The 20,617-nt window shown below is 67.1% G+C and carries 14 protein-coding genes; 8 read left to right on the forward strand and 6 right to left on the reverse strand.

Features of this window, described 5'->3' with window-relative positions; translation table 11 throughout:
* Window positions 1-153 precede the first annotated feature (153 nt).
* From HDC96_RS12455 to HDC96_RS12470, 4 genes are all read left to right on the forward strand, one after another.
* Window positions 154-636 (forward strand): DUF3574 domain-containing protein, encoded by a 483-nt coding sequence (locus HDC96_RS12455; RefSeq protein WP_179460241.1) that lies wholly within the window; start codon window positions 154-156, stop codon window positions 634-636.
* 35 nt (window positions 637-671) lie between these two features.
* Entirely contained in the window at window positions 672-1,532 is an 861-nt protein-coding gene (locus tag HDC96_RS12460) for an SH3 domain-containing protein (protein ID WP_179460242.1), read from the forward strand.
* 72 nt (window positions 1,533-1,604) lie between these two features.
* A complete protein-coding gene (locus HDC96_RS12465) occupies window positions 1,605-3,326 on the forward strand; it encodes a thiamine pyrophosphate-dependent enzyme (protein ID WP_179460243.1) in 1,722 nt (573 codons plus the stop codon).
* A 203-nt stretch (window positions 3,327-3,529) separates the two neighbouring features.
* Complete coding sequence (locus tag HDC96_RS12470) at window positions 3,530-5,128, forward strand: hypothetical protein (protein WP_179460244.1); 1,599 nt, start codon at window positions 3,530-3,532, stop codon at window positions 5,126-5,128.
* Window positions 5,129-5,331: 203 nt separating this feature from the next.
* Here HDC96_RS12470 and HDC96_RS12475 read toward each other — a convergent pair whose 3' ends face one another.
* Entirely contained in the window at window positions 5,332-6,042 is a 711-nt protein-coding gene (locus HDC96_RS12475; protein ID WP_179460245.1) for a glutathione S-transferase, read from the reverse strand.
* A gap of 114 nt (window positions 6,043-6,156) precedes the next feature.
* Here HDC96_RS12475 and HDC96_RS12480 point away from each other — a divergent pair, with 114 nt between their 5' ends.
* The 3 genes from HDC96_RS12480 (at window position 6,157) to HDC96_RS12490 (ending at window position 11,632) form a co-directional block, all read left to right on the forward strand.
* Window positions 6,157-7,473, forward strand: a complete 1,317-nt coding sequence (locus tag HDC96_RS12480) for a retropepsin-like aspartic protease (RefSeq protein ID WP_179460246.1) — start codon at window positions 6,157-6,159, stop codon at window positions 7,471-7,473.
* Between the two features lie 149 nt (window positions 7,474-7,622).
* Window positions 7,623-10,208 (forward strand): ATP-dependent chaperone ClpB, encoded by a 2,586-nt coding sequence (gene clpB / locus HDC96_RS12485; protein WP_179460247.1) that lies wholly within the window; start codon window positions 7,623-7,625, stop codon window positions 10,206-10,208.
* Window positions 10,209-10,330: 122 nt separating this feature from the next.
* Window positions 10,331-11,632, forward strand: a complete 1,302-nt coding sequence (locus tag HDC96_RS12490; protein ID WP_179460248.1) for an aminotransferase class I/II-fold pyridoxal phosphate-dependent enzyme — start codon at window positions 10,331-10,333, stop codon at window positions 11,630-11,632.
* 125 nt (window positions 11,633-11,757) lie between these two features.
* Here the strand turns inward: HDC96_RS12490 and ybaL are convergent, their stop codons facing one another.
* From ybaL to HDC96_RS12510, 4 genes are all read right to left on the reverse strand, one after another.
* Window positions 11,758-13,461: a YbaL family putative K(+) efflux transporter gene (ybaL, locus tag HDC96_RS12495; protein ID WP_179460249.1), complete on the reverse strand. Its 1,704-nt coding sequence runs from the start codon at window positions 13,459-13,461 to the stop codon at window positions 11,758-11,760.
* Between the two features lie 146 nt (window positions 13,462-13,607).
* Entirely contained in the window at window positions 13,608-14,498 is an 891-nt protein-coding gene (locus HDC96_RS12500) for an XVIPCD domain-containing protein (protein WP_179460250.1), read from the reverse strand.
* A gap of 9 nt (window positions 14,499-14,507) precedes the next feature.
* Window positions 14,508-14,933: a hypothetical protein gene (locus tag HDC96_RS12505; RefSeq protein ID WP_179460251.1), complete on the reverse strand. Its 426-nt coding sequence runs from the start codon at window positions 14,931-14,933 to the stop codon at window positions 14,508-14,510.
* Between the two features lie 82 nt (window positions 14,934-15,015).
* Window positions 15,016-17,409 (reverse strand): TonB-dependent receptor, encoded by a 2,394-nt coding sequence (locus tag HDC96_RS12510; protein ID WP_179460252.1) that lies wholly within the window; start codon window positions 17,407-17,409, stop codon window positions 15,016-15,018.
* Window positions 17,410-17,753: 344 nt separating this feature from the next.
* Between HDC96_RS12510 and HDC96_RS12515 the strand changes: the two genes are divergently transcribed.
* Window positions 17,754-19,610 (forward strand): ABC-F family ATP-binding cassette domain-containing protein, encoded by a 1,857-nt coding sequence (locus HDC96_RS12515; RefSeq protein ID WP_179460253.1) that lies wholly within the window; start codon window positions 17,754-17,756, stop codon window positions 19,608-19,610.
* A gap of 39 nt (window positions 19,611-19,649) precedes the next feature.
* Here HDC96_RS12515 and HDC96_RS12520 read toward each other — a convergent pair whose 3' ends face one another.
* Window positions 19,650-20,549: a LysR family transcriptional regulator gene (locus tag HDC96_RS12520; RefSeq protein WP_179460254.1), complete on the reverse strand. Its 900-nt coding sequence runs from the start codon at window positions 20,547-20,549 to the stop codon at window positions 19,650-19,652.
* Window positions 20,550-20,617 lie beyond the last annotated feature (68 nt).

Below are 20,617 nucleotides of genomic sequence, written 5' to 3' on the forward strand. Positions count from 1 at the left end.
ATGAAGCGATATATTATCTTCGCGTGATGTCCCTGTGTGATGCAAGTCCCATCGGGGTGGTTATCAGCAGATAGCCGTTGGCGATCTGCACCGGACCCGGAAGTCCGGCACGCTCCTTCCCTCGCCTGTCCCTGTGTTTCCGGAGAGTTGTCCATGTCGTTCCGCGCCATTCTGTTTGCCCTGGTCCTGGCCACCAGCGGCTGTGCCACCGCCGCCCCGGCCGCCAAGCCGACCCCGCCCACCACCGCCACGGCCACCCTGCAGGGCGACGCCGCGCGCCCGGACGCGGCCGCCGGCTGGGTCCGCAGCGAGCTGTACTTCGGCGTGGGCGAGGAAACCGGCGTGGCCGACCGCCCGCAGACCGAGGGCATCAGCGACACGCAGTGGCGCGCCTTCCTCGACAAGGAGGTCACGCCGCGCTTCCCGGACGGCCTGACCGTGTTCGATGCCTACGGCCAGTGGCTGTTCCGCGGCGCCCCCGAACCGAACCGCCTGCGCACCAAGGTGCTGGTGGTCCTGCACGAAAACACCCCGCAGCGCCGCGCCGACATCGAAGCGATCCGCCTGGCATGGAAGCAGGCGACCGGGCACCAGTCGGTGCTGTGGGCGCAGCAGGCGGTTGAAGTATCGTTCTGATCCCGGGCGCCGCGGTGGCGCCTCACGGAGCGATCATGAAACCCAGGGATGCGATGCTGGCCGCCGTGGTGATGGGCCTGGCGGTGACGTGCGCGCACGCGCAGGATGCCGACCCGGCCCCGCTGCGATGGGAGGTTGCGCCGGGCGTGCAGGCGCAGGCCGAGGTGCAGGAGGGCGGCAGCATCGCCGTGCTGCTCACGCCGTCGGGCACGCGCCAGGTGCTGCCGGGTGCGGCCGATGCGGACGGCACTGCGCGCCTGTCGGCCGAGGATGTCGACTTCGATGGCCGCCCGGAGCTGGTCGCGCGCGCCTCGGTGGGCATGGTCAATGAGGCGGTGGCGGTCTATCGCTACGACACGGACACGAAGCAGCTGGCGGCGTTGGAGCCGGTCTCGACCGAAGGCGCGCAATGCGGTGGCCTGATGGGCCTGACCGTGGATGCAGCGACCCGCACCCTGAGCAGCAGCTGCCGCGGTGGCCCGATGTGGTATGTGGACCAGTATCGTTACGACGGTGCGCGCCTGTACCTGTACCGCGCCGAGCGTCTGTTGATGCTCGACGATGTGCTTGAGCCTTACGTGTTCATCAAGCAGACCGCCGACAGCGGTCCGCTGGCGGTCTGGAGCACCTTCGATCCGGCCGGCAAGGTGCTGGAGACCGCCATCGGCGATGGCCTGGAGACACCACCCGCCGGCGCGCCGCTGGCACCCGTTTCCGGCCGTGTGATGGCGGCGCGGCTGCCCTTGTACAGCCGCCCGGGTGATGCCACGACCAAGCGGTATCTGGTGCGGGACGACCGCGTGGAACTGCTGGATGAGCGCGATGGCTGGGTGCAGGTGCGCTATGACAATCCCACGCGCGGCGCGGTGCTGGGCTGGGTGAACACGCAGCCGTGATCGCGTAAACCCACATGAGTGTCACTTGCGCGGTACTAGGCTGACGCTTCCCCCTCGTCGTGGAAGCATGTCATGAGCAAGCGCGTTGCAGAGATCGTGGTTGAAACCCTGCAGGCCGCCGGTGTCCGTCACTGTTACGGCATCGTCGGCGACACCCTCAACCATGTCACCGATGCCCTCCATCGCAGCGATATCGAATGGGTGCACATGCGGCACGAGGAAGTGGCCGCGTTTGCCGCCGGTGCCGAGTCGTTGATCAGCGGGCGGCTCACCGCCTGCGCCGGCTCGTGCGGTCCGGGTGGCCTGCACTTCATCAACGGCGTGTTCGAAACCAACCGCAACCGCGCGCCGATGGTATTGATCGCCAGCCAGGTGGTCACCGCCGAGCTGGGGATGGAGTTCCCGCAGGAAGTCGATTTCAAGGCGGTGTACGGCAGCTGCAGCGTGTTCTGCGAGCAGGTGCACAGCCCGGAGCAGGCGCGCCGCGTGGTGACCCTGGCCTGCCAGGCGGCGATCAGCCGTCGTGGGGTGGCGGTGGTGATTCTGCCGGCCGACATCAGCGAAGCCGAGGTCAAGCACGATCCGCCGTTCTCGGTGCACTACACCCAGCCGGTGCTGCGTCCTTCGGACGATGAACTCCAGCGCATCGCCGCGCTGATCGGTGAGGGCAAACGCATCGGCATCTACGCCGGCGCCGGCTGCGAGCATGCCCATGACGCGCTGGTCGCGCTGGGTGCCAAGCTCAAGGCGCCGATCGCGCATACCTCGCGGGCGAAGGATTTCGTCGAGTACGACAACCCGTACAACATGGGCATGACCGGCATCTTCGGCATCGAGTCCGGCTACCACACACTGATGGCCTGCGACACGCTGCTGCTGCTCGGCGCGGACTTCGCCTGGGGCCAGTACTACCCGGACAAGGCCACGCTGATCCAGGTGGATCGCGATGGCAGCCATCTTGGCCGCCGCCATCCCGTGAACCTGGGCGTGGTGGGCGACATCGGCCCGACCCTGGAGGCGCTGCTGCCGTTGCTGCCGGAGCGCGAGGACCGCAGCTTCCTGGACGAGTGCATGGAGCATCGCGATAAGGCGTTGGCCACACGGGCCAAGGAAGAGCAGCCGGGCGAGGGCGAGCTGATCCACCCCCAGCATCTGACCGCGCTGATCGACCGCCACGCTGCCGACGATGCGCTGTTCACCGCCGACGGCGGCTCGCCGATGGTGTGGATCCTGCGCCATATCCGCGTCAATGGGCGCCGCCGCACCCTGACCAGCCTGCTGCACGGCACGATGGCCAATGCGATGCCCCAGGCGCTGGGCCTGCAGAAGGCATATCCCGGCCGTCAGGTGATTTCGCTCTCTGGCGATGGTGGCCTGGCGATGCTGCTCGGCGACCTGCTCACCGCGGTGCAGGAGAATCTGCCGATCAAGGTGGTGGTCTACAACAACAGCTCGCTGAACTTCGTCGAGCTAGAGCAGAAGGTCGAAGGCCTGCTGGACAACTACACCGACCTGCAGAACCCCGATTTCGGCCGCCTGGCCGAGGTGATCGGTTTCTACGGGCGCACCGTGACCCGCTCGGAGGACCTGGAGCAGGCGGTGCAGGACATCCTGGCCCATCCCGGCCCGGCGCTGCTGGACGTGCACACCAGCCCGACCGAGCTGGTGATGCCGCCGCAGGTGGAAGCCAAGCAGGTGGCCGGCACCGCGCTGTATGCGGCCAAGGCGCTGCTCAGCGGGCGCGTCGGGGATGTGCGGGACCTGCTGGCCAACAACTTCCTCAACAAGCCCTGATCCGCACGGGTTCCGGTAGTGCCGGCCGCTGGCCGGCAACCTCAGGATGCTCCAGGCGATGACGGGAGCCGGCCAGCGGCCGGCACTACCGCGCGGTGACGCGTCCCTCCCGCGGACGTTTCCCGGCGTTCCATCCATGCGCCTGTTACTGGCGGCGGTGAGGCCCTACCATCGGCTACCCCCTCCCCACGGCCGCCCCGCGCATGTCCGCCACTGCTCCCGTCCGCTCCGGACGCCCCCGCTGGTTCGTTGCCGGCGATCTCAACGGTTTCTTCGGCCTGGTGGTCGACAACCTGTCGATCCTCGGCTTCATCGCGATGGCACTGGTAGGTATTTTCCAGTTCCCCGCGGATGTGGTGTTTGGCCGGATGTTCCCGGGTACCGCCTTCGGCGTGCTGGTCGGCAACGTGCTCTACACCTGGATGGCACGACGCCTGGCCGCCCGCACCGGCCGCGATGATGTCACCGCGATGCCGCTGGGCCTGGATGCCCCGACCAGCATCGGCATGGCGCTGCTGGTGCTCGGCCCGGCTTTCCTCGCCTTCAAGGGGCAGGGGCTGGCCCCGCACGATGCCGCCATCGCGACCTGGCAGCTGGGCATGGCCTCGCTGGTGATCATGGGCGTGCTCAAGGTGATCCTCTCGTTCTTCGGCGAAGCGGTCACCCGCGCTCTGCCGCGGGCCTCGCTGCTGGGCTCCATCGCCGGCATCGCGATCGTGCTGATGGGCTTCCTGCCGCTGCTGGAAACGCTGCGCTCGCCGATCGTCGGCTTCGTTACGCTGGGCCTGCTGCTGTACGTGCTGATCGCCAAGCGGACGCTGCCGATCCGTGCGCCCGGCGTGCTGGTCGCGTTCGTGTTCGGCACGATTCTGTACTACGGCCTCGGGCTTGCCGGGCTGGGCGCACCGGGCTTCAAGGTGCCGGAGTGGGTGCCGCCACAGGTGGTGCTGCCGTGGCCGACGCTGGGCTTCATCGACGGCCTGCCGACCGCGATCACCTACCTGCCGCTGCTGCTGCCGTTCGGCCTGCTGATGGTGGTGGGCGGCATCAACGTCTCCGAGAGCGCGCGCGCTGCCGGTGACGATTACCGCACCCGCGACATCCTGCTGGTGGAAGCGATCGCCACGCTGGTGGCCGGCTTCTGCGGCGGTGTCGCGCAGACCACGCCGTACATCGGCCAGCCGGCCTACAAGCACATGGGCGCGCGCAGCGGCTACACGCTGCTGACCGGCCTGTTCGTCGGCATCGGCGGCATGCTGGGGGTGATCTCCGGGCTGGTGCAGTGGCTGCCGCTGGCGGTGCTGGCGCCGATCATCGTGTACGTGGCGATCGACATCACCACCCAGGCCTTCCAGGCCACGCCGCGCGAGCATGCCGGGGCGATGGTGCTGGGCTTCCTGCCCTCGGTGGCTTACCTGCTGGCGATCAAGGCGCCGGGCTGGATCGCGCCGGAGCAGCTGGTGGCTTTGACCACCACGCTGGATGGGCACGGCCTGCCCGAGCTGGCGGTGATCTTCACCCTGGGTAATGGCTTCATCATCACTTCGATGCTGTGGATCGCGGCGGTAGTGGCGATGATCGACGGGAAACTGCTGCGTGCGTCCGGGTTCCTGCTGGTGGCTGCCGCGCTGACGCTGTTCGGCCTGATCCATTCGGTGGACCCGCGCGGTGGGATTTACCTGCCGTGGCAGCTGGAAGGCCTGCCGAAGATCATCAGCTGGCAGTTCGCGGGCGCGTATGTGGCGCTGGCCGGGTTGCTGGCGCTGTTGTCGCTGCAGAAGCAGCCTGCTGAGCGGACCTGACGCTCAGGCGGTAGCACGTCGAACGGGTGTAGTGCCGGCCGCTGGCCGGCTGCTTTAACGGCTCACGACCAACGGTCGTGAACTACCGGATGGAATGGGTGTGCTGCGGAGCCGGCCAGCGGCCGGCACTACCGGCTCACGACCCAACCTGCGCTCACGACCAACGGTCGTGAGCTACCGGGTGGAGGCGGGCCGGCGAGGGATCAGGCTTCGCCATCCAGCTCCGGGTAGTGCCGGAAGATGCCGTTGGTGTTGAAGGCCAGGCGCCGTTCCGAGGCCAGGTAGGCGGCGATGTTGGGCCGGGTTTCCACGCGGTCCTTCAACGCGCGCAGCTGCGGCAGCGACGGCCACAGCGCCTGCATGCGGCGCGGGAACATGTACTCCAGCCCGCTCAGCAGCTGGAACAGCGACAGATCGACGTAGGAATGCTCGCGCAGGGGATGTCGGCCGCCGTTGTGCTTGAGTACGTTCTCGAAATACCCCAGGAACTTCGGCATGCGTTCGGCGCGCATCGATTCGGCGCGCGCCTTGGCTTCGCGCTTCTGGTCGTCGTAGTACTTCGAGGCGGCGATCGGGTGATGGGTGTCGTGCACCTCGGCGACCAGATCGGCGATGGTCAGCTGCAGCTGCAGCGCCTGCTGTCGCCGCGAGCTGGCATCGGGAACGAGGCCCAGTTCCGGGCCCAGATGATCCAGGATCGCACCGACCTGGGCGATCACCTGCCGCCCGGTGCGCAGAAACGGCGGGGCAAACGGCTGCAAGCCTTCGACCTTGCCATCCAGGTACGGCTGCATCACCGCGTCGCCATGGACGCGCGCCATGTCCGTGTAGCCCGCACCGGCGTCTTCCAGCGCCAGCCGCACGAACTCGCCGCGGCCCTGGATGCCGGTCCAGTAATACAGTTCGTAATGCATGCAGTCACTCCGTGCGGAACCGGCCCCCAGCATCGCGCGCGCGGACGAAAGCAGGCGTGAGCGCAGCGTGGTTCCCGTGCTAGGGTCGAGCGGGGACGTCGACGGGAGTACGGGATGCGGATGTGGGTACTGGGCGCGTGCGTGGCGATGCTGCCGGCGACCGTGGCGGCCGATCCGGTGGCGCTCCACGATGGGTTCGGCTACAGCGATGCGGTGCTGCGTGCGGAGCTGATGACGCTGCGCGACATGAGCGGGGCGTCCGGCCCGCGCCGCCATCTCGGCGCGGCGGGCTACCACCGCGTCCGTGGAGAGCTGGATGCCTCCAACCGTGCCGCACGCCAGTGCCTGGCCGAAACAGCCGATGCACCGCCGGCGCTGCAGGGCCTGGCCTTCCTGTGCGAATCCACCCTGGCCGGCAATGCGCTGATCGAGGGCGACATCGCCCAGTGGGCGAGGCTGATGCTGCGTGTGCGCGAGGACTACCAGCGCACCATCGTGCCGATGCTCGCGCCCGGTGATGAAGTGCCCGATGTCACCCGGCCCGCGTTCGCGGCGTTCACCGCCTGGCCGCGCAGCGCGCTGCCGGTGGCCGAACGCGGGCAGGACGTGGACGTGCCGATCCAGTTCAGCAATGAACTGCCCTCGGTCACGGTGACGCTGCATGGCAGCCGCGATGGTGCTGTCGTCGCCCACGAAGCCCCTTTCATCATCGACACCGGTGCGCCGCGCTCGCATATCAGCCGCGCCCTGGCCGAATCGCTGGGACTGGCGGTCACCGGCAACTTCGTGGTGTCGCGCATCGTCGGGGACGAGATCCAGCAGGCGGGGCTGGCCGCGCCGATCGATATCGAACTCGGTGGCCAGCGCGTGCGCGATGTGTCGTTCAACAGCGAAGCCGCGCGCGAGATCAACCTGATCGGCCTGGACGTGCTGCGCGCGCTGGGACCGGTCCGGCTGTCCCGCGAAACGTTGACGCTGCTGGGGTCGCACACGCCGGCTGCCTGCACGCGCCGGATGGTCTACACCTCGTCGCTGTGGGGGCCGTTCCAGCAGGCCCGCTATCCGATCCGGGGCCGCGAACACCACCTGATGCTGGTCGATACCGGCTTCCACGGGGCCTTCCAGATGCGCGGCGCGCCGCGCTCGTCGGTGCCGGCCGCGGCGATCCAGCGCCGGAACGTGATCACCACGCGCGGCGCCGAGGACATCGAGTACGCCCCGGCCAGCACGCCGCTGCAGATCACCGACACGGTGGCGGCGATTCCGGTGGATATCGCCTTCCAGCCGCCGGACCTGTTCCCGTCGTCGTGGCGGATCGGCTACGGCGTCACCGGGGGCTATGACGTGGCGCTGGACCTGCCCGCCAGCCTTGGCTGCCTGGTGCCGCACCCGGCCGCGCCGCCTGTGCTGGAGCGGCCGCCCAGCGTGTGAAGGCCCGCGCGGGCGGGGGCGGAAAGGCTGTGCGAAGGCCGACGATGGCTGAATCGGCATCTCATCCACCCTTGAAACACGCCCGCGTAACCGCATCTGACAGAGAGTGCTGGCACGGCCAGCTCCCGTTTACATCGAGGACAAGAATCATGCGGATGGACAAGCTCACCTCGCGTTTCCAGCAGGCGCTGGCCGACGCGCAGTCGCTGGCCGTGGGCCGCGACCACAACATCATCGAACCGGTGCATGTGTTCAGCGCGCTGCTGGACCAGCAGGGCGGCAGCACGCGCCCGCTGCTCGCCCAGGCCGGCGTCAACGTGCCGGTACTGCGCGAACGTTTGAACGAAACCATGGAGGCCCTTCCCAAGGTCTCCGGGCAGGAAGGCAACCTGTCGATCGGCAACGATCTGAACCGGCTGCTCAACAACACCGACAAGCTGGCCCAGCAGCACGGCGATGCCTTCATCGCCAGCGAGTGGTTCGTGCTGGCCGCGGTCGACGATGGCGGCACCCTGGGCATGGCGCTGCGCGCTGCCGGTGCCGACAGGAAGAAGATCGAAACCGCCATCGAGAAGGTGCGCGGTGGCGAGACCGTGCAGTCGGAAAATGCGGAAGACCAGCGCCAGGCGCTGGAGAAGTACACCATCGACCTGACCGCGCGCGCGGAGAGTGGCAAGCTGGATCCGGTGATCGGCCGCGACGAGGAAATCCGTCGCACCATCCAGGTCCTGCAGCGCCGCACCAAGAACAATCCGGTGCTGATCGGCGAACCCGGCGTGGGCAAGACCGCGATCGTGGAAGGCCTGGCCCAGCGCATCATCAACGACGAAGTGCCCGAGGGCCTGCGCGGCAAGCGCGTGCTCTCGCTGGACATGGGCGCGCTGATCGCCGGCGCCAAGTTCCGCGGTGAGTTCGAGGAACGCCTGAAGGGCGTGCTCAACGACCTGGCCAAGAGCGAGGGGCAGGTGATTCTGTTCATCGACGAACTGCATACCATGGTCGGTGCGGGCAAGGCCGATGGCGCGATGGACGCGGGCAACATGCTCAAGCCGGCCCTCGCGCGCGGTGAACTGCACTGCGTCGGCGCGACCACGCTGGACGAGTACCGCAAGTACATCGAGAAGGACGCCGCGCTCGAGCGCCGCTTCCAGAAGGTGCTGGTGGGCGAGCCGAGTGTGGAAGACACCATCGCGATCCTGCGCGGGCTGAAGGAAAAGTACGCCGTGCACCATGGCGTGGAAATCACCGACCCGGCGATCGTCGCGGCGGCCACGCTGTCGCACCGCTACATCGCCGATCGCCAGCTGCCGGACAAGGCCATCGACCTGATGGACGAAGCCGCCTCGCGCATCCGCATGGAGATCGACTCCAAGCCGGAAGAACTGGACCGCCTCGAGCGGCGCGTGATCCAGCTCAAGATCCAGCGCGAAATGCTCAAGAAGGAAAAGGATGAGGCCTCGCGCCAGCGCCTGGCCGATCTGGAAACCGACATCGATGCGCTGGAGCGCGAGTTCTCCGATCTCAACGAGATCTGGAAGTCGGAGAAGGCCACGCTGCAGGGCGCGACCCGGATCAAGGAGCAGATCGAGCAGGCCAAGCTGGAGCTGGAGTCGGCGCAGCGCCGCCAGGACTTCGGCCGCATGAGCGAAATCCAGTACGGGCAGTTGCCGCAGCTGGAGAAGCAGCTGGCTGCCGCGCAGGAAGTGGAAACCAGCGAGTTCAAGCTGGTCCAGGACCGGGTCACTGCCGAGGAAATCGCCGAGGTGGTATCGCGCTGGACCGGCATTCCGGTCAACCGCATGCTGGAAGGCGAGCGCGACAAGCTGCTGCGCATGGAAGAGGTGCTGCACAACCGCGTGGTCGGCCAGGAAGAGGCGATCAAGGTGGTCTCCGATGCGGTGCGGCGTTCGCGTGCGGGCCTGTCCGATCCGGATCGTCCGAGCGGCTCGTTCCTGTTCCTGGGCCCGACCGGCGTGGGCAAGACCGAGCTGTGCAAATCGCTGGCCGAGTTCCTGTTCGACAGCAGCGACGCGATGATCCGCATCGACATGAGCGAGTTCATGGAGAAGCACAGTGTCGCGCGCCTGATCGGTGCGCCCCCGGGGTATGTGGGCTACGAGGAAGGGGGTTACCTGACCGAGGCGGTGCGTCGTCGCCCGTATTCGCTGATCCTGCTGGATGAAGTGGAGAAGGCGCATCCGGATGTGTTCAACATCCTGCTGCAGGTGCTCGACGACGGTCGCCTGACCGATGGCCAGGGCCGCACGGTGGACTTCCGCAATACCGTCATCGTGATGACCTCCAACCTGGGCTCGCACCAGATCCAGGACATGAGCGGCGATGACAGTCCGGAGGCCTATACGCAGATGAAGGCGGCGGTGATGGGCGTGGTGCAGGCGCACTTCCGCCCGGAATTCATCAATCGCCTGGACGACATCGTCGTGTTCCATCCGCTGGACAAGGTGCAGATCAAGCAGATCGCCCGCATCCAGATGCAGGGCCTGGAAAAGCGCCTGGCCGAACGTGGCCTGCGCATCGAGGTCAGCGACGCCGCCTTCGAGCTGCTGGGCAATGTTGGCTTCGATCCGGTGTACGGCGCCCGCCCGCTCAAGCGTGCGATCCAGTCGCAGCTGGAGAACCCGCTGGCGCAGAAGATCCTGTCCGGCGAGTTCCTCAACGGCGATGTGATCCGGGTCGATGCGGCCGAGGGCAAGCTGGTGTTCGTGAAGGGCTGAGCCCCGCACGCGCCGGCGGCCTGATAACCGTTGCGCCTCAGGCCATGCTGGTTTGGCATGAACCCCCGCCTCGGCGGGGGTTTTTTGTTCGGTATCGTCGGCATTCACCTGGAGACGATGCGATGTCCGAACACGGCAGTCCAGAATCACAGTGGCGCGCGGAGACCATCGCCGTGCATGGCGGCTACCGGCCCGACCCGACCACGCGCGCGGTGGCGGTGCCGATTTACCAGACCGTGGCCTACGCCTTCGATGACACCCAGCACGGCGCGGACCTGTTCGACCTGAAGGTGCCGGGCAACATCTACACCCGCATCATGAATCCCACCACGGACGTGCTGGAGCAGCGCATCGCCGCGCTGGAAGGGGGGATCGGTGCGCTGGCGCTGGCCTCGGGGCAGGCTGCGATCACCTACGCGGTCCAGACCATCGCCGAGGCCGGCGACAACATCGTCTCGGCCAGCGCGCTGTACGGTGGCACTTACAACCTGTTCGCGCATACGCTGCCGCAGTTCGGCATTGAGACGCGCTTTGCCGACTACCGCGATCCGCAGGCGTTCGGTGCGTTGATCGATGACCGCACCAAGGCGGTGTTCGTCGAGTCGATCGGCAACCCGCGCGGCAACATCACCGACATCGAGGCGGTGGCGAAGATCGCGCATGCGCATGGCGTGCCGCTGATCGTCGACAACACGGTGGCGACGCCGTACCTGCAGCGCTCGTTCGACTTCGGCGCGGACATCGTGGTGCATTCGTTGACCAAGTACCTCGGCGGCCACGGCACCAGCCTGGGCGGCGCCATCGTCGACTCCGGGCGCTTCCCATGGGCCGAGCACAAGCAGCGCTTCCGTCGCTTGAGCGAGCCGGACGTGAGCTATCACGGCGTGGTCTACACCGAAGCCCTCGGCCCGGCTGCCTACATCGGTCGTGCGCGGGTGGTGCCGCTGCGCAATACCGGCGCGGCGATCTCGCCGTTCAATTCCTTCCTGATCCTGCAGGGCATCGAGACGCTGGCGCTGCGGCTGGACCGGATCAACGCGAACACCTTGGCCGTGGCCAGGCACCTGCAGGGGCATCCCAAGGTCGCCTGGGTGAACTACGCCGCGCTGCCCGACCACCCCGAACATGCGCTGGCGCAGAAGTACCTGCGCGGCCACGGCTCCGGCGTGCTGACCTTCGGCCTGCCCGGTGGGCGCGCGGCAGGCGCGCGCTTCCTGGATGCGCTGCAGCTGTTCACCCGCCTGGTGAACCTGGGCGATGCCAAATCCCTGGCCACGCATCCTGCCTCGACCACCCACCGGCAGCTGGATGCGGCCGAGCTGGAAAAGGCGGGCGTCAGCGAAGACACGGTGCGGCTGTCGGTGGGCATCGAGCACATCGATGACCTGCTGGCGGACCTGGAGCAGGCGTTGGCCAAGGCGTAGAGGCAGGACCCACGGCGGCCGGTGCGGGCCGGCCGCCGTGGGGGTCTTTCCATGGTGCCGCGGGATTCCCTGCCATGTGTGTAGATCCACGCCATGCGTGGATGGGGCATTGCCCCGATGAACCCTCACACCACCGGAATGCTGTGCTGCTGCCTCATCGTGCGGTACGGCGGGGTGGACATCACCATCTCGGCCAGCGAATAGGCCAGCTCGCGCTCGGCCATCACCGTGCCATCGGCGCCATGGGCGAGCAGGTGCTTCACCTCGGCGTCGCTGTGCGCGCGCGCCAGCAGGGTCAGGCCGGGATTGAGCGCGCGCAGCTTGGCCAGCGTCTCACCGGCTTCCAGCGGCTGCGGAATCGCCAGCACGGCGATCTTGGCGCGCTCGGGATGCGCTTCGGCCAGTACGCGGTCGGAGGCGGCGCTGCCACGGATGCCGGGCAGGCCGGCCGCGTGCGCCTCGGCGACGTGTTCCTTGTTGTCGTCGATGATCATCACCGGCACGCCACGGTCGCGCAGCACCTGCGCCAGCGCGCTGCCGACGCGGCCGTAGCCGATCACGATGGCATGGTCGTGCAGGTCCAGCGAGGGGCCGGGTGGCAGCTCGGTCTCCACCGTGGTCGGGGCGGCTTCCTGGTTCTTGAGCAGCCAGCGGTCGAGCAGGCCGAACACCAGCGGGTTGAGCATGATCGAGATCAACGCACCGGCCAGCACCAGCGCCTGCCCGGTCGGCGGCAGAATTTTCAGGGTCACGCCGAGGCCGGCGATGATGAAGGCGAATTCGCCGATCTGCGCCAGGCTGGCCGAAATGGTCAGCGCGGTACCGGTCGGGTGGCCGAAGGCACGCACGATCACGAACGCCGCGGCGGACTTGCCGAACATGATGATCGCCGCGGTGGCCAGGACCTGCCACGGGTGCTCGATCAGGATGGCCGGATTGAACAGCATGCCGACCGAGACGAAGAACAGCACCGCGAACGCATCGCGCAGCGGCAGCGAATCGTTGGCGGCCTTGTGGCTGAGTTCGGATTCGTTGAGCAGCATGCCGGCGAAGAACGCGCCCAGCGCGAACGACACGCCGAACAGCATCGCCGAGCCGAACGCCACGCCCAGCGCGATCGCCAGCACGGCCAGGGTGAACAGCTCGCGCGAACCGGTGCCGGCGATGCGCTCCAGGATCCACGGGATCACCCGGCGCCCGACCACCAGCATCACGGCCACGAACAGGCCCAGCTGCACGAAGGTCCAGCCGATGCTGGCCAGCACGCTGCCGACGGTATGGCTTTCATTGGCCGCGTCCGGGCCGAACACGCCGGCCAGGACCGGCATCATCACCAGGGCCAGGACGCAGGCCAGGTCTTCCACAATCAGCCAGCCGATGGCGATCTTGCCCCGCGTGGTCTCCAGCAGGCGCCGTTCTTCCATCGCGCGCAGCAGCACCACGGTACTGGCCGTGGCCAGCGAGAAACCGAACACCACGCCGTAGATCACCGGCCAGCCCATCAACGCCGCCAGGCCCCAGCCGAGCAGGGTGGCGACCAGGATCTGGCCGATCGCACCCGGGATGGCGATCGCTTTGACCTCCATCAGGTCTTTCAGCGAGAAGTGCAGGCCGACCCCGAACATCAGCAGCATCACGCCGATCTCGGCGAGCTGGTTGGCCAGCGCCTGGTCGGCGACGAAGCCGGGGGTGAACGGGCCTACGCAGATGCCAGCAACCAGGTAACCGACCAGGGGAGACAAACGCAGCTTGTTGGCCAGCGCGCCGAAGATGAAGGCGAGCCCCAGGCCAACGGCAACGATGTTGATCAGGTCGGTATCATGGTGCATCGGGGCTCGCAATGTGGGGAATGCCCCGATTTTCACCGATGCGGCTGGATACGGCAAACCGTAGCGTGACGCCGCCGGGTTCCAGGTGCACCCTCTTCGCGTCGTTCGCCGCGGCGCCAGCCAGTGGCTGTCTCAAGGGGGCTGGATCAAACCAGCCGCCGATGCGGGACCTCTTCAAGTACCTGGGCAGGTTCGGCGACCGTGGCTGCAGCCTGCTGGCGGTCGATCTGCTGCAGTTGCCGGATCGAATCGTCGACCGGGGTATGCACTGCGGCGTCGATCCCCATATGGGCCCGCCGGTGGGCAGGGTCGTCCAGCGCACCCTGGATCACGAATACGTTCTGTGAGTCGGAAGAGGGGCCAGTAGGTTTTCCCAGGACGACGTGGTCAATCCGCTCTAGCCCTTGGGCCCGGGCCAGGTTCGCCAGGCTGGCGGCCATGCGCTCGCTGGACTGGTCAGGCTGCCTGGCCAGGGCTGCGTCCAGTTTGTGGACGCCCTCGATGGCTTGTTGGTGCAGCGACAGGGACGTGTCGCTGAGCGATCCTGCACTGGATCCCTGCTGCCTGGGTTCCGGCGGAGGTTGCGGGTTCGCCGGGGTAGTGGGCTGAAGGCGTTCTGCCTTGCGGATGGATTCGATCAGCTCCCGGGGCGTATCGGTGAGCATCAACTCGCCGGCATCCAGCGTTTGCCCGGTCACCTTGGAGACCGTGGCCGTCGCCCACGACGCGCAGGTGTTCGTGTATGCCCATGTGACATTCTCGTTCAGGGCCTGATCGAGCTGCTTTTCCTGCGCGGGTGTCAGCTCGTAGTAGCGGGAGGCCGACGACCTGAACCTTGTTTCCAAGCCGACCCTGATGTCCGTTTCGGGGCCATTGTCGCCTGCGCGTGGGTGCCCGTCTGGCCACAGGCCGTAGTACTGCGTGTCGCCATTGCGGGTGACCGTGATCCAGGCATGACCATCCACAAACTGATTGAATGAGCCTTGCGTGTTGGGGTCTACGTCGCTATGGATACCCAGGACTACCTTGTCAGCCATAGCGCCCCCTTAAGGAAAGACTTGCTCTTCGCTGTCGGCGAAGAGCATTACAACGCGAGGCGCCAGCAGGGGAATATCCTGCACAGCAGGTTTCGGTGGGCCAGGCACGATGTGACGGCGCAGCATGGTTGCGCAGTTGCCGGATATCGGACACCGGTCGATGACGATCTTCATGGTGTCCGCCTCGACGACGTAGCTGATTCCCGCTGCGTAGTACATGCTTTCGGCAGGTTCCTCGAATTGCACCTGGAGGGTGGAGTCGGACACCTTGGTCACGACGACCGGCTCGACGCTTGACTTGGAATAGCTCGGTTTCACGTGATCTCCTGCACATCCGGAAAGCGGGACCGCCGCCAGCGCCGCCCATGCGACGGCGCAGCGCACCACGCGGCGTGCGCTGCTGGACAGGTTCAGTGGGAGGTCTTGGCGATTCATGCCTGGATTCTGGCATGGCGCCGCGTGTGAAATGCGTGTCGGGGCGCACAGTAGTGCCGGCCAGCGGCCGGCACTACCCCTGTTACCACTTGTAGGTCACGCGACCATACACGTATGCACCATTGAACCCGTACGGCGAGTAGTTGCTGTACGGCAGCATGCCCCAGGTGGAGTTCTGCAGGTCCACGGTGCGGTCCGGGTATTCGTCCAGGATGTTGTCCGCGCCCAAGGTCAGGGTCCAGTTCTCGCTCGGCTTGTAGCTGGCCGAGGCATCCAGCACCCACGAGGCGTCGTAGGTCTGGTCACGCAGCGCGGTCGCCGAATTGCGCACGGTGAACGAGCCGTAGCGGGTGGCCGCCAGATTCAGGTCCCAGCGGTCCGAACGCCAGGTGCCGCTGAGGATGGTCTTGTCGCGCGGGTAACTGTCCTCGATGCGGCCGATCTCATCGCGGCCGATCAGCGACTGGGTGATGCCCAGCGTGCCGAACACCGGCGGCGAGCCGATGAACTTCTTCACCTCGGTCTCGTTGTAGCTGTAGGCAGCGGTCAGCTCCAGCGCGCTGACGGCGAACGGAATCGTGTAGCTGGAGACCGCATCCACGCCGCGGGTACGGGTGTCCACGCCGTTGGTGAAGTAGGAGAACGCAGTGACGCCCGGCAGCCCCAGCCCGGACAGCAGCGCATTGGCCGCGGCATTGGTGGTGATGTTGGTCGAGAGCACGATGCGGTCATCGATATCGATCTGGTACGCATCCACGGTCAGGTACAGCCGATCCACCGGCTGCAGCACCAGGCCCAGGCTGTAGGAGGTCGAGCTTTCGGCCTTCAGCGGGCTGGCACCCAGCGCCTGCGCGGCGGGGCTGGTGGTCGGGAAGGTGCCGCGTTCGACGAACACGCCGTTGACGATCGTGCTGGTCACCGCCTGGTAGCTCTGCTGGGCCAGCGACGGCGCGCGAAAACCGCTGGAGGCTGTGGCGCGCAGGGCGACCTTGTCGGTGAAGGCGTAGCGTGCGGAGAGCTTGCCGGAGAACTTGTCGCCGAAGTCCGAGTAGTCCTCGTAGCGGCCGGTCACGCCGGCGGAGAACTTGTCGGTGAGGTCGGCTTCCAGACCGGCATAGACCGCGTAGTTGTCGCGGTCGGCGTCGACGGCGTTGAGCGGGGTGAAGCCGCCGAAGCCCTGCGCACCGCTGCCGGTGTAGGAGTTCAGTTCACCGGCCGACTGCTCCCACTTCTCCTTGCGGTACTCACCGCCGAAGGACAGCGTGACCGGGTAGGCCAGGCCCCAATCCAGGGTCTTGGTCACGTCGGCATTGACGATGTTCTGGGTGTACTCCAGCGCGCCGTCGTAGAACGAGCGCGGGCTGTTCACGCCGAGGGCGTAGTTGATGCTGTTGCGGGTGTGGAAATCGATCTTGTTGGCGCCGTAGTTGTAGCTGACGTCCCAGTTCCAGCCGCTGTCCGTATCACCCTTGACCCCGGCGACCAGTGAGCGGTCCTTGGAATACTGGTTGATCTCTGGCACGAAGCCGTCCGGGTAGGTCTGCGCCAGCAGCGCGCCCTGGTTGAGGTTGTTGCGCGAGCGGTAGAACGCGAACGAGGTGATGTCGCGGTTGCTTGCCATCGCCGTGGCATACGCCGAGACGTGGTCGCTGAACTGGAAGCTGGCGTTGGCCGAGGCGGCGGTTGCATCCACCTGCGGGTCGCCGACCACGAAGGTGGTCTGGCCGATGTTGGGGAAGTTGCCGGTGTTCGGCGTGGTGCCCTGGTACGGGCCGGCCCGGTTGCTCTCGTCCTGCTGGACGATCTGGCCGGCCACGTGGACGCTGCCGCGGCCGTCGGCGAAGCCGATGCCGGTATCGCCGGAGAGCTGGTACTTGTTGCCGTCACCGGCCGAGTACTGGCCGGCGTCCAGCGCCAGGCTGCCGCCGGAGGACGAACCCTTGAGCACGATGTTGATCACACCGGCGATGGCGTCCGAACCGTACTGCGCCGAGGCGCCGTCGCGCAGCACTTCCACGCGCTCGATCGAGGCGATCGGGATCGCGTTGATGTCCACCGCCGAGGAGCCACGGCCGATGCTGCCATTGACGTTGATCTGCGCGGAGGTGTGGCGGCGCTTGCCGTTGACCAGCACCAGCACCTGGTCCGGGGACAGGCCGCGCAGCTGCGCCGGGCGGATGCCGCTGGTGCCATCGGTCAGCGCCGGGCGCGGGAAGTTCAGCGAGGGCAGGGCGCGGGCCAGCGCGGTGGCCAGCTCGGTGGTGCCGGTGGACTGCAGCGCCTCGGGGGTGATGATGTCGATCGGCGACTGCGACTCGGCCACGGTACGGTCGGCGACGCGGGTACCGGTGACGATGATGGTGTCCAGGGTGTTGGCCGCCGTGCGGGCGGGCGCCTCCTGGGCGGTGGCGGCGAAGCTGGACATACCGAGCGCGACAGCTACGGCGGCGGCGAGCGTACTGGTCTTGCGGTTCATCAGGATGGGGCTCCGGTAGGGGCGGTGCTGCACCAAAGCGACATCACGACATCGAGGATCGGGTCTGCGAAGGCGGTTGTTGCGGTGCGCAAGAGATGGATTAACGGGATATTCATCGCTTGTCAAATATTAGCCATGTTCGTAAAAAACGTTGCAGCAGCAACCATTTACGTGAGGTCGAGGATCTGACAGGAGGGTCCCGGGGGAGCGCAGGCAGGGTCGTGGGAGAGAGAAACGAGGCCTGCCGCGCATCCCGGGGCCCGTCAAGTATTCGTTAACGCTAGAATTACGTCGCAGGAAAGGTGCTCACGAGCACATTCCATTCCGTTATATGGACCCCCAAGATGATTTCCCTTCGTAACTTCGCCTTGCGCCGTGGCGAGCGGCTGCTGTTGTCCAACGTCGACCTGACCCTGCACGCGGGGTACCGCGTCGGCGTGGTCGGCCGCAATGGCGCTGGCAAGTCCAGCCTGTTCGCCGCCGTGAAGGGCGAGCTGGAGGCGGACAAGGGCGACGTCGATCTGCCCGGCAAGATCCGCATCGCCAGCGTGGCCCAGGAAACCCCGTCGCTGCCCGACCCGGCGCTGCAGTTCGTGCTGGAGGGCGACACCGAGGTGGCCGCCGTCATGCGCGAGGAAGCTGCCGCTGCCGCGCGTGAAGACTGGGAAGCGGTCGCCACCGCCCACCAGCGCATGGCCGAGATCGGCGCCTATGACGCCGAAGCGCGTGCCGGCAAGCTGCTGCATGGCCTGGGCTTCCCGGCCGAGACGCACTCCCGCGCGGTCTCCTCGTTCTCCGGCGGCTGGCGTGTGCGCCTGAACCTGGCGCGCGCGCTGATGATGCCCAGCGACCTGCTGCTGCTCGATGAGCCGACCAACCATCTGGATCTGGACGCGGTGTTCTGGCTGGAACAGTGGCTGCTCAAGTACCCGGGCACCCTGCTGCTGATCTCGCATGACCGCGAGTTCCTCGACAACGTGGCCACCCACACCCTGCATCTGCACGGTGGCGGCGCCAAGCTGTACGTCGGCGGCTACACCGATTTTGAGCGCCAGCGTGCCGAACAGCTGCGCCAGCAGCAGCTCGCCCACGACAAGGAACAGGCCGAGCGCGCGCATCTGCAGAGCTTCATTGACCGCTTCAAGGCACAGGCCAGCAAGGCCGCGCAGGCGCAGAGCCGCATGAAGCGCCTGGCCAAGCTGGCCGGCACCGAAGCCGTGCGCGCCGAGCGCGAGTTCCGCATCGAATTCGCCCCGCCGGCCAAACTACCGTTCTCGCTGATCCGCCTGAACCATGTCGAGGCCGGTTACGGCGCCGATTCGGTGATCCTGCACAACGTGGGCTTCGGCCTGGAGGCTGGCCAGCGCATCGGCCTGCTTGGTCCGAACGGTGCCGGTAAGACCACCCTGGTGAAGACCCTGGTGGGCGAACTGGACCCGATCAGCGGCGAGCGTGCCGCGCATCCGGACCTGCGCATTGGTTACTTCGCCCAGCACACGGTGGAGTCGCTGCACGAAGGGCAGTCGCCGATGGAGCACTTCCGCGACCTGGCGCCGGATGCACCGAACCAGTCCTTCCGCGATTTCCTCGGCAAGTGGAACTTCGCCGGCGACCGTGCCTTCGAACCGGTGGACGGCTTCTCCGGTGGCGAGCGCGCGCGCCTGGCGCTGGCGCTGATCGCCTACCAGCAGCCGAACGTGCTGCTGCTCGACGAACCGACCAACCATTTGGATCTGGAAATGCGCGAAGCGCTGGCTGAAGCACTGGCCGACTTCGAGGGCGCGATCGTGATGGTCTCGCATGACCGCCATCTGATCGGACTGGTCTGCGACACGTTCTGGCGTGTGGCGGATGGCGTGGTCGAGCCGTTCGACGGCGATCTGGATGCCTACGCCGCCTGGCTGCGTTCGCGTCCTGCCGCGCAGGGCACCAAGCAGAAGATGGCTGCCGCCGCCCCGGAGCCGGCACCGCCGACCCCGCCGTTGCCGCCGAAGAAGCCGGTCAATCCCCACAAGCTGGCTGCTGCCGAAGCCAAGGTGGGCGAACTGGAGGCGCTGCTGGCCGACCTGGACCGCGAGCTGGCCAACCCGGCCAACTACGCCGATGCGACCCGCATGGCGGTCCTCGGCCGCGACCGTGAAGCCACCGCCACCCTGCTCAGCAAGGCCGAGCAGACGTGGATGGAATTGCTGGACGCGTAGACGGCATGCCGACCAACGGTCGGCATCTACCTGGCACCCTCAGGCAACCGGTAGGTGCCGACCGTTGGTCGGCACAGCGTCCTGCGCCTCCAGCCATTCCCGGAACCTGCGCGCCGCATCGCTTTCGGTGCGCGAGCGCAGCCGCGTCAGCCAGTACCGCCCCAGGTCCAGCGTCTGCGCAAACGGCTGGATCAGGCGCCCCTGGGCCAGGTCCTGCTCGAACATCTTCAACGGCAGCAGCGCCACGCCCGCGCCGGCTGCGGCGGCACTGGCCAGCGTCAGGGACGAATCGAACACCGGCCCGCGCGCGTCCAGCTCCGGTGCCCCGGCCGCCTGCAGCCAGCGTGGCCACTCGTCGCTTCGGTAGGAGCGCAGCAACGCGACATTGGCCAGATCGCGCGGCTGCCGCAGCGTACGTGCCAGCGCCGGGGCGCACAGTGGCGCGAACGGTGCATCCAGCACCGCATCGCTGACCTGCCCCTGCCAGTCGCCATCGCCGAACCGGATTGCCAGGTCCAGCCCTTCACCGGCCAGATCGATGCGGTTGTTGTGGGTCTGCAGGCGCAGCTCGATATCCGGATGCCGCGCGTTGAAATCGCCCAGGCGTGGCAGCAGCCAGCCGGTGGCGAAGGTGCCGACCACGCCCACGCTCAATACCTCGCGGAAGTGCCCGCCGACGAAACGGTCCAGGCTCACCGCGATGCGGTCGAAGGCCTCATTGAGCACCGGATACAGGCGGGCTCCTTCATCGGTCAGGGCGACCCCACGCGGCAATCGGGTGAATAGCGACACCCCCAGCCGGTCCTCCAGGGCCCGGATCTGATGGCTCAGCGCGGCCTGGCTGACGCACAGCTCCAATGCGGCGCGGGTGAAATTCTGGTGCCGTGCAGCGGCCTCGAAGGCGCGCAGGGCATTGAGCGGCAGCTGGGGGCGGAGCATGGGCCGAGCCGTGAGCAGAGGTGATGCATCTTCGCACCGAGGGGGCTGCTGCGGCGAGCAGTTGGCAG

The organism is Stenotrophomonas sp. JAI102 (assembly GCF_013409105.1).
GTDB classification, from domain to species: Bacteria; Pseudomonadota; Gammaproteobacteria; order Xanthomonadales; family Xanthomonadaceae; genus Stenotrophomonas; species Stenotrophomonas maltophilia_AA.

Coding starts and splice junctions, on each gene's coding strand:
- HDC96_RS12455 (WP_179460241.1), top strand. CDS start 154: ATGTCGTTCCGCGCCATTCTGTTTGCCCTGGTCCTGGCCACCAGCGGC.
- HDC96_RS12460 (WP_179460242.1), top strand. CDS start 672: ATGAAACCCAGGGATGCGATGCTGGCCGCCGTGGTGATGGGCCTGGCG.
- HDC96_RS12465 (WP_179460243.1), top strand. CDS start 1,605: ATGAGCAAGCGCGTTGCAGAGATCGTGGTTGAAACCCTGCAGGCCGCC.
- HDC96_RS12470 (WP_179460244.1), top strand. CDS start 3,530: ATGTCCGCCACTGCTCCCGTCCGCTCCGGACGCCCCCGCTGGTTCGTT.
- HDC96_RS12475 (WP_179460245.1), bottom strand. CDS start 6,042: ATGCATTACGAACTGTATTACTGGACCGGCATCCAGGGCCGCGGCGAG.
- HDC96_RS12480 (WP_179460246.1), top strand. CDS start 6,157: ATGCGGATGTGGGTACTGGGCGCGTGCGTGGCGATGCTGCCGGCGACC.
- clpB (WP_179460247.1), top strand. CDS start 7,623: ATGCGGATGGACAAGCTCACCTCGCGTTTCCAGCAGGCGCTGGCCGAC.
- HDC96_RS12490 (WP_179460248.1), top strand. CDS start 10,331: ATGTCCGAACACGGCAGTCCAGAATCACAGTGGCGCGCGGAGACCATC.
- ybaL (WP_179460249.1), bottom strand. CDS start 13,461: ATGCACCATGATACCGACCTGATCAACATCGTTGCCGTTGGCCTGGGG.
- HDC96_RS12500 (WP_179460250.1), bottom strand. CDS start 14,498: ATGGCTGACAAGGTAGTCCTGGGTATCCATAGCGACGTAGACCCCAAC.
- HDC96_RS12505 (WP_179460251.1), bottom strand. CDS start 14,933: ATGAATCGCCAAGACCTCCCACTGAACCTGTCCAGCAGCGCACGCCGC.
- HDC96_RS12510 (WP_179460252.1), bottom strand. CDS start 17,409: ATGAACCGCAAGACCAGTACGCTCGCCGCCGCCGTAGCTGTCGCGCTC.
- HDC96_RS12515 (WP_179460253.1), top strand. CDS start 17,754: ATGATTTCCCTTCGTAACTTCGCCTTGCGCCGTGGCGAGCGGCTGCTG.
- HDC96_RS12520 (WP_179460254.1), bottom strand. CDS start 20,549: ATGCTCCGCCCCCAGCTGCCGCTCAATGCCCTGCGCGCCTTCGAGGCC.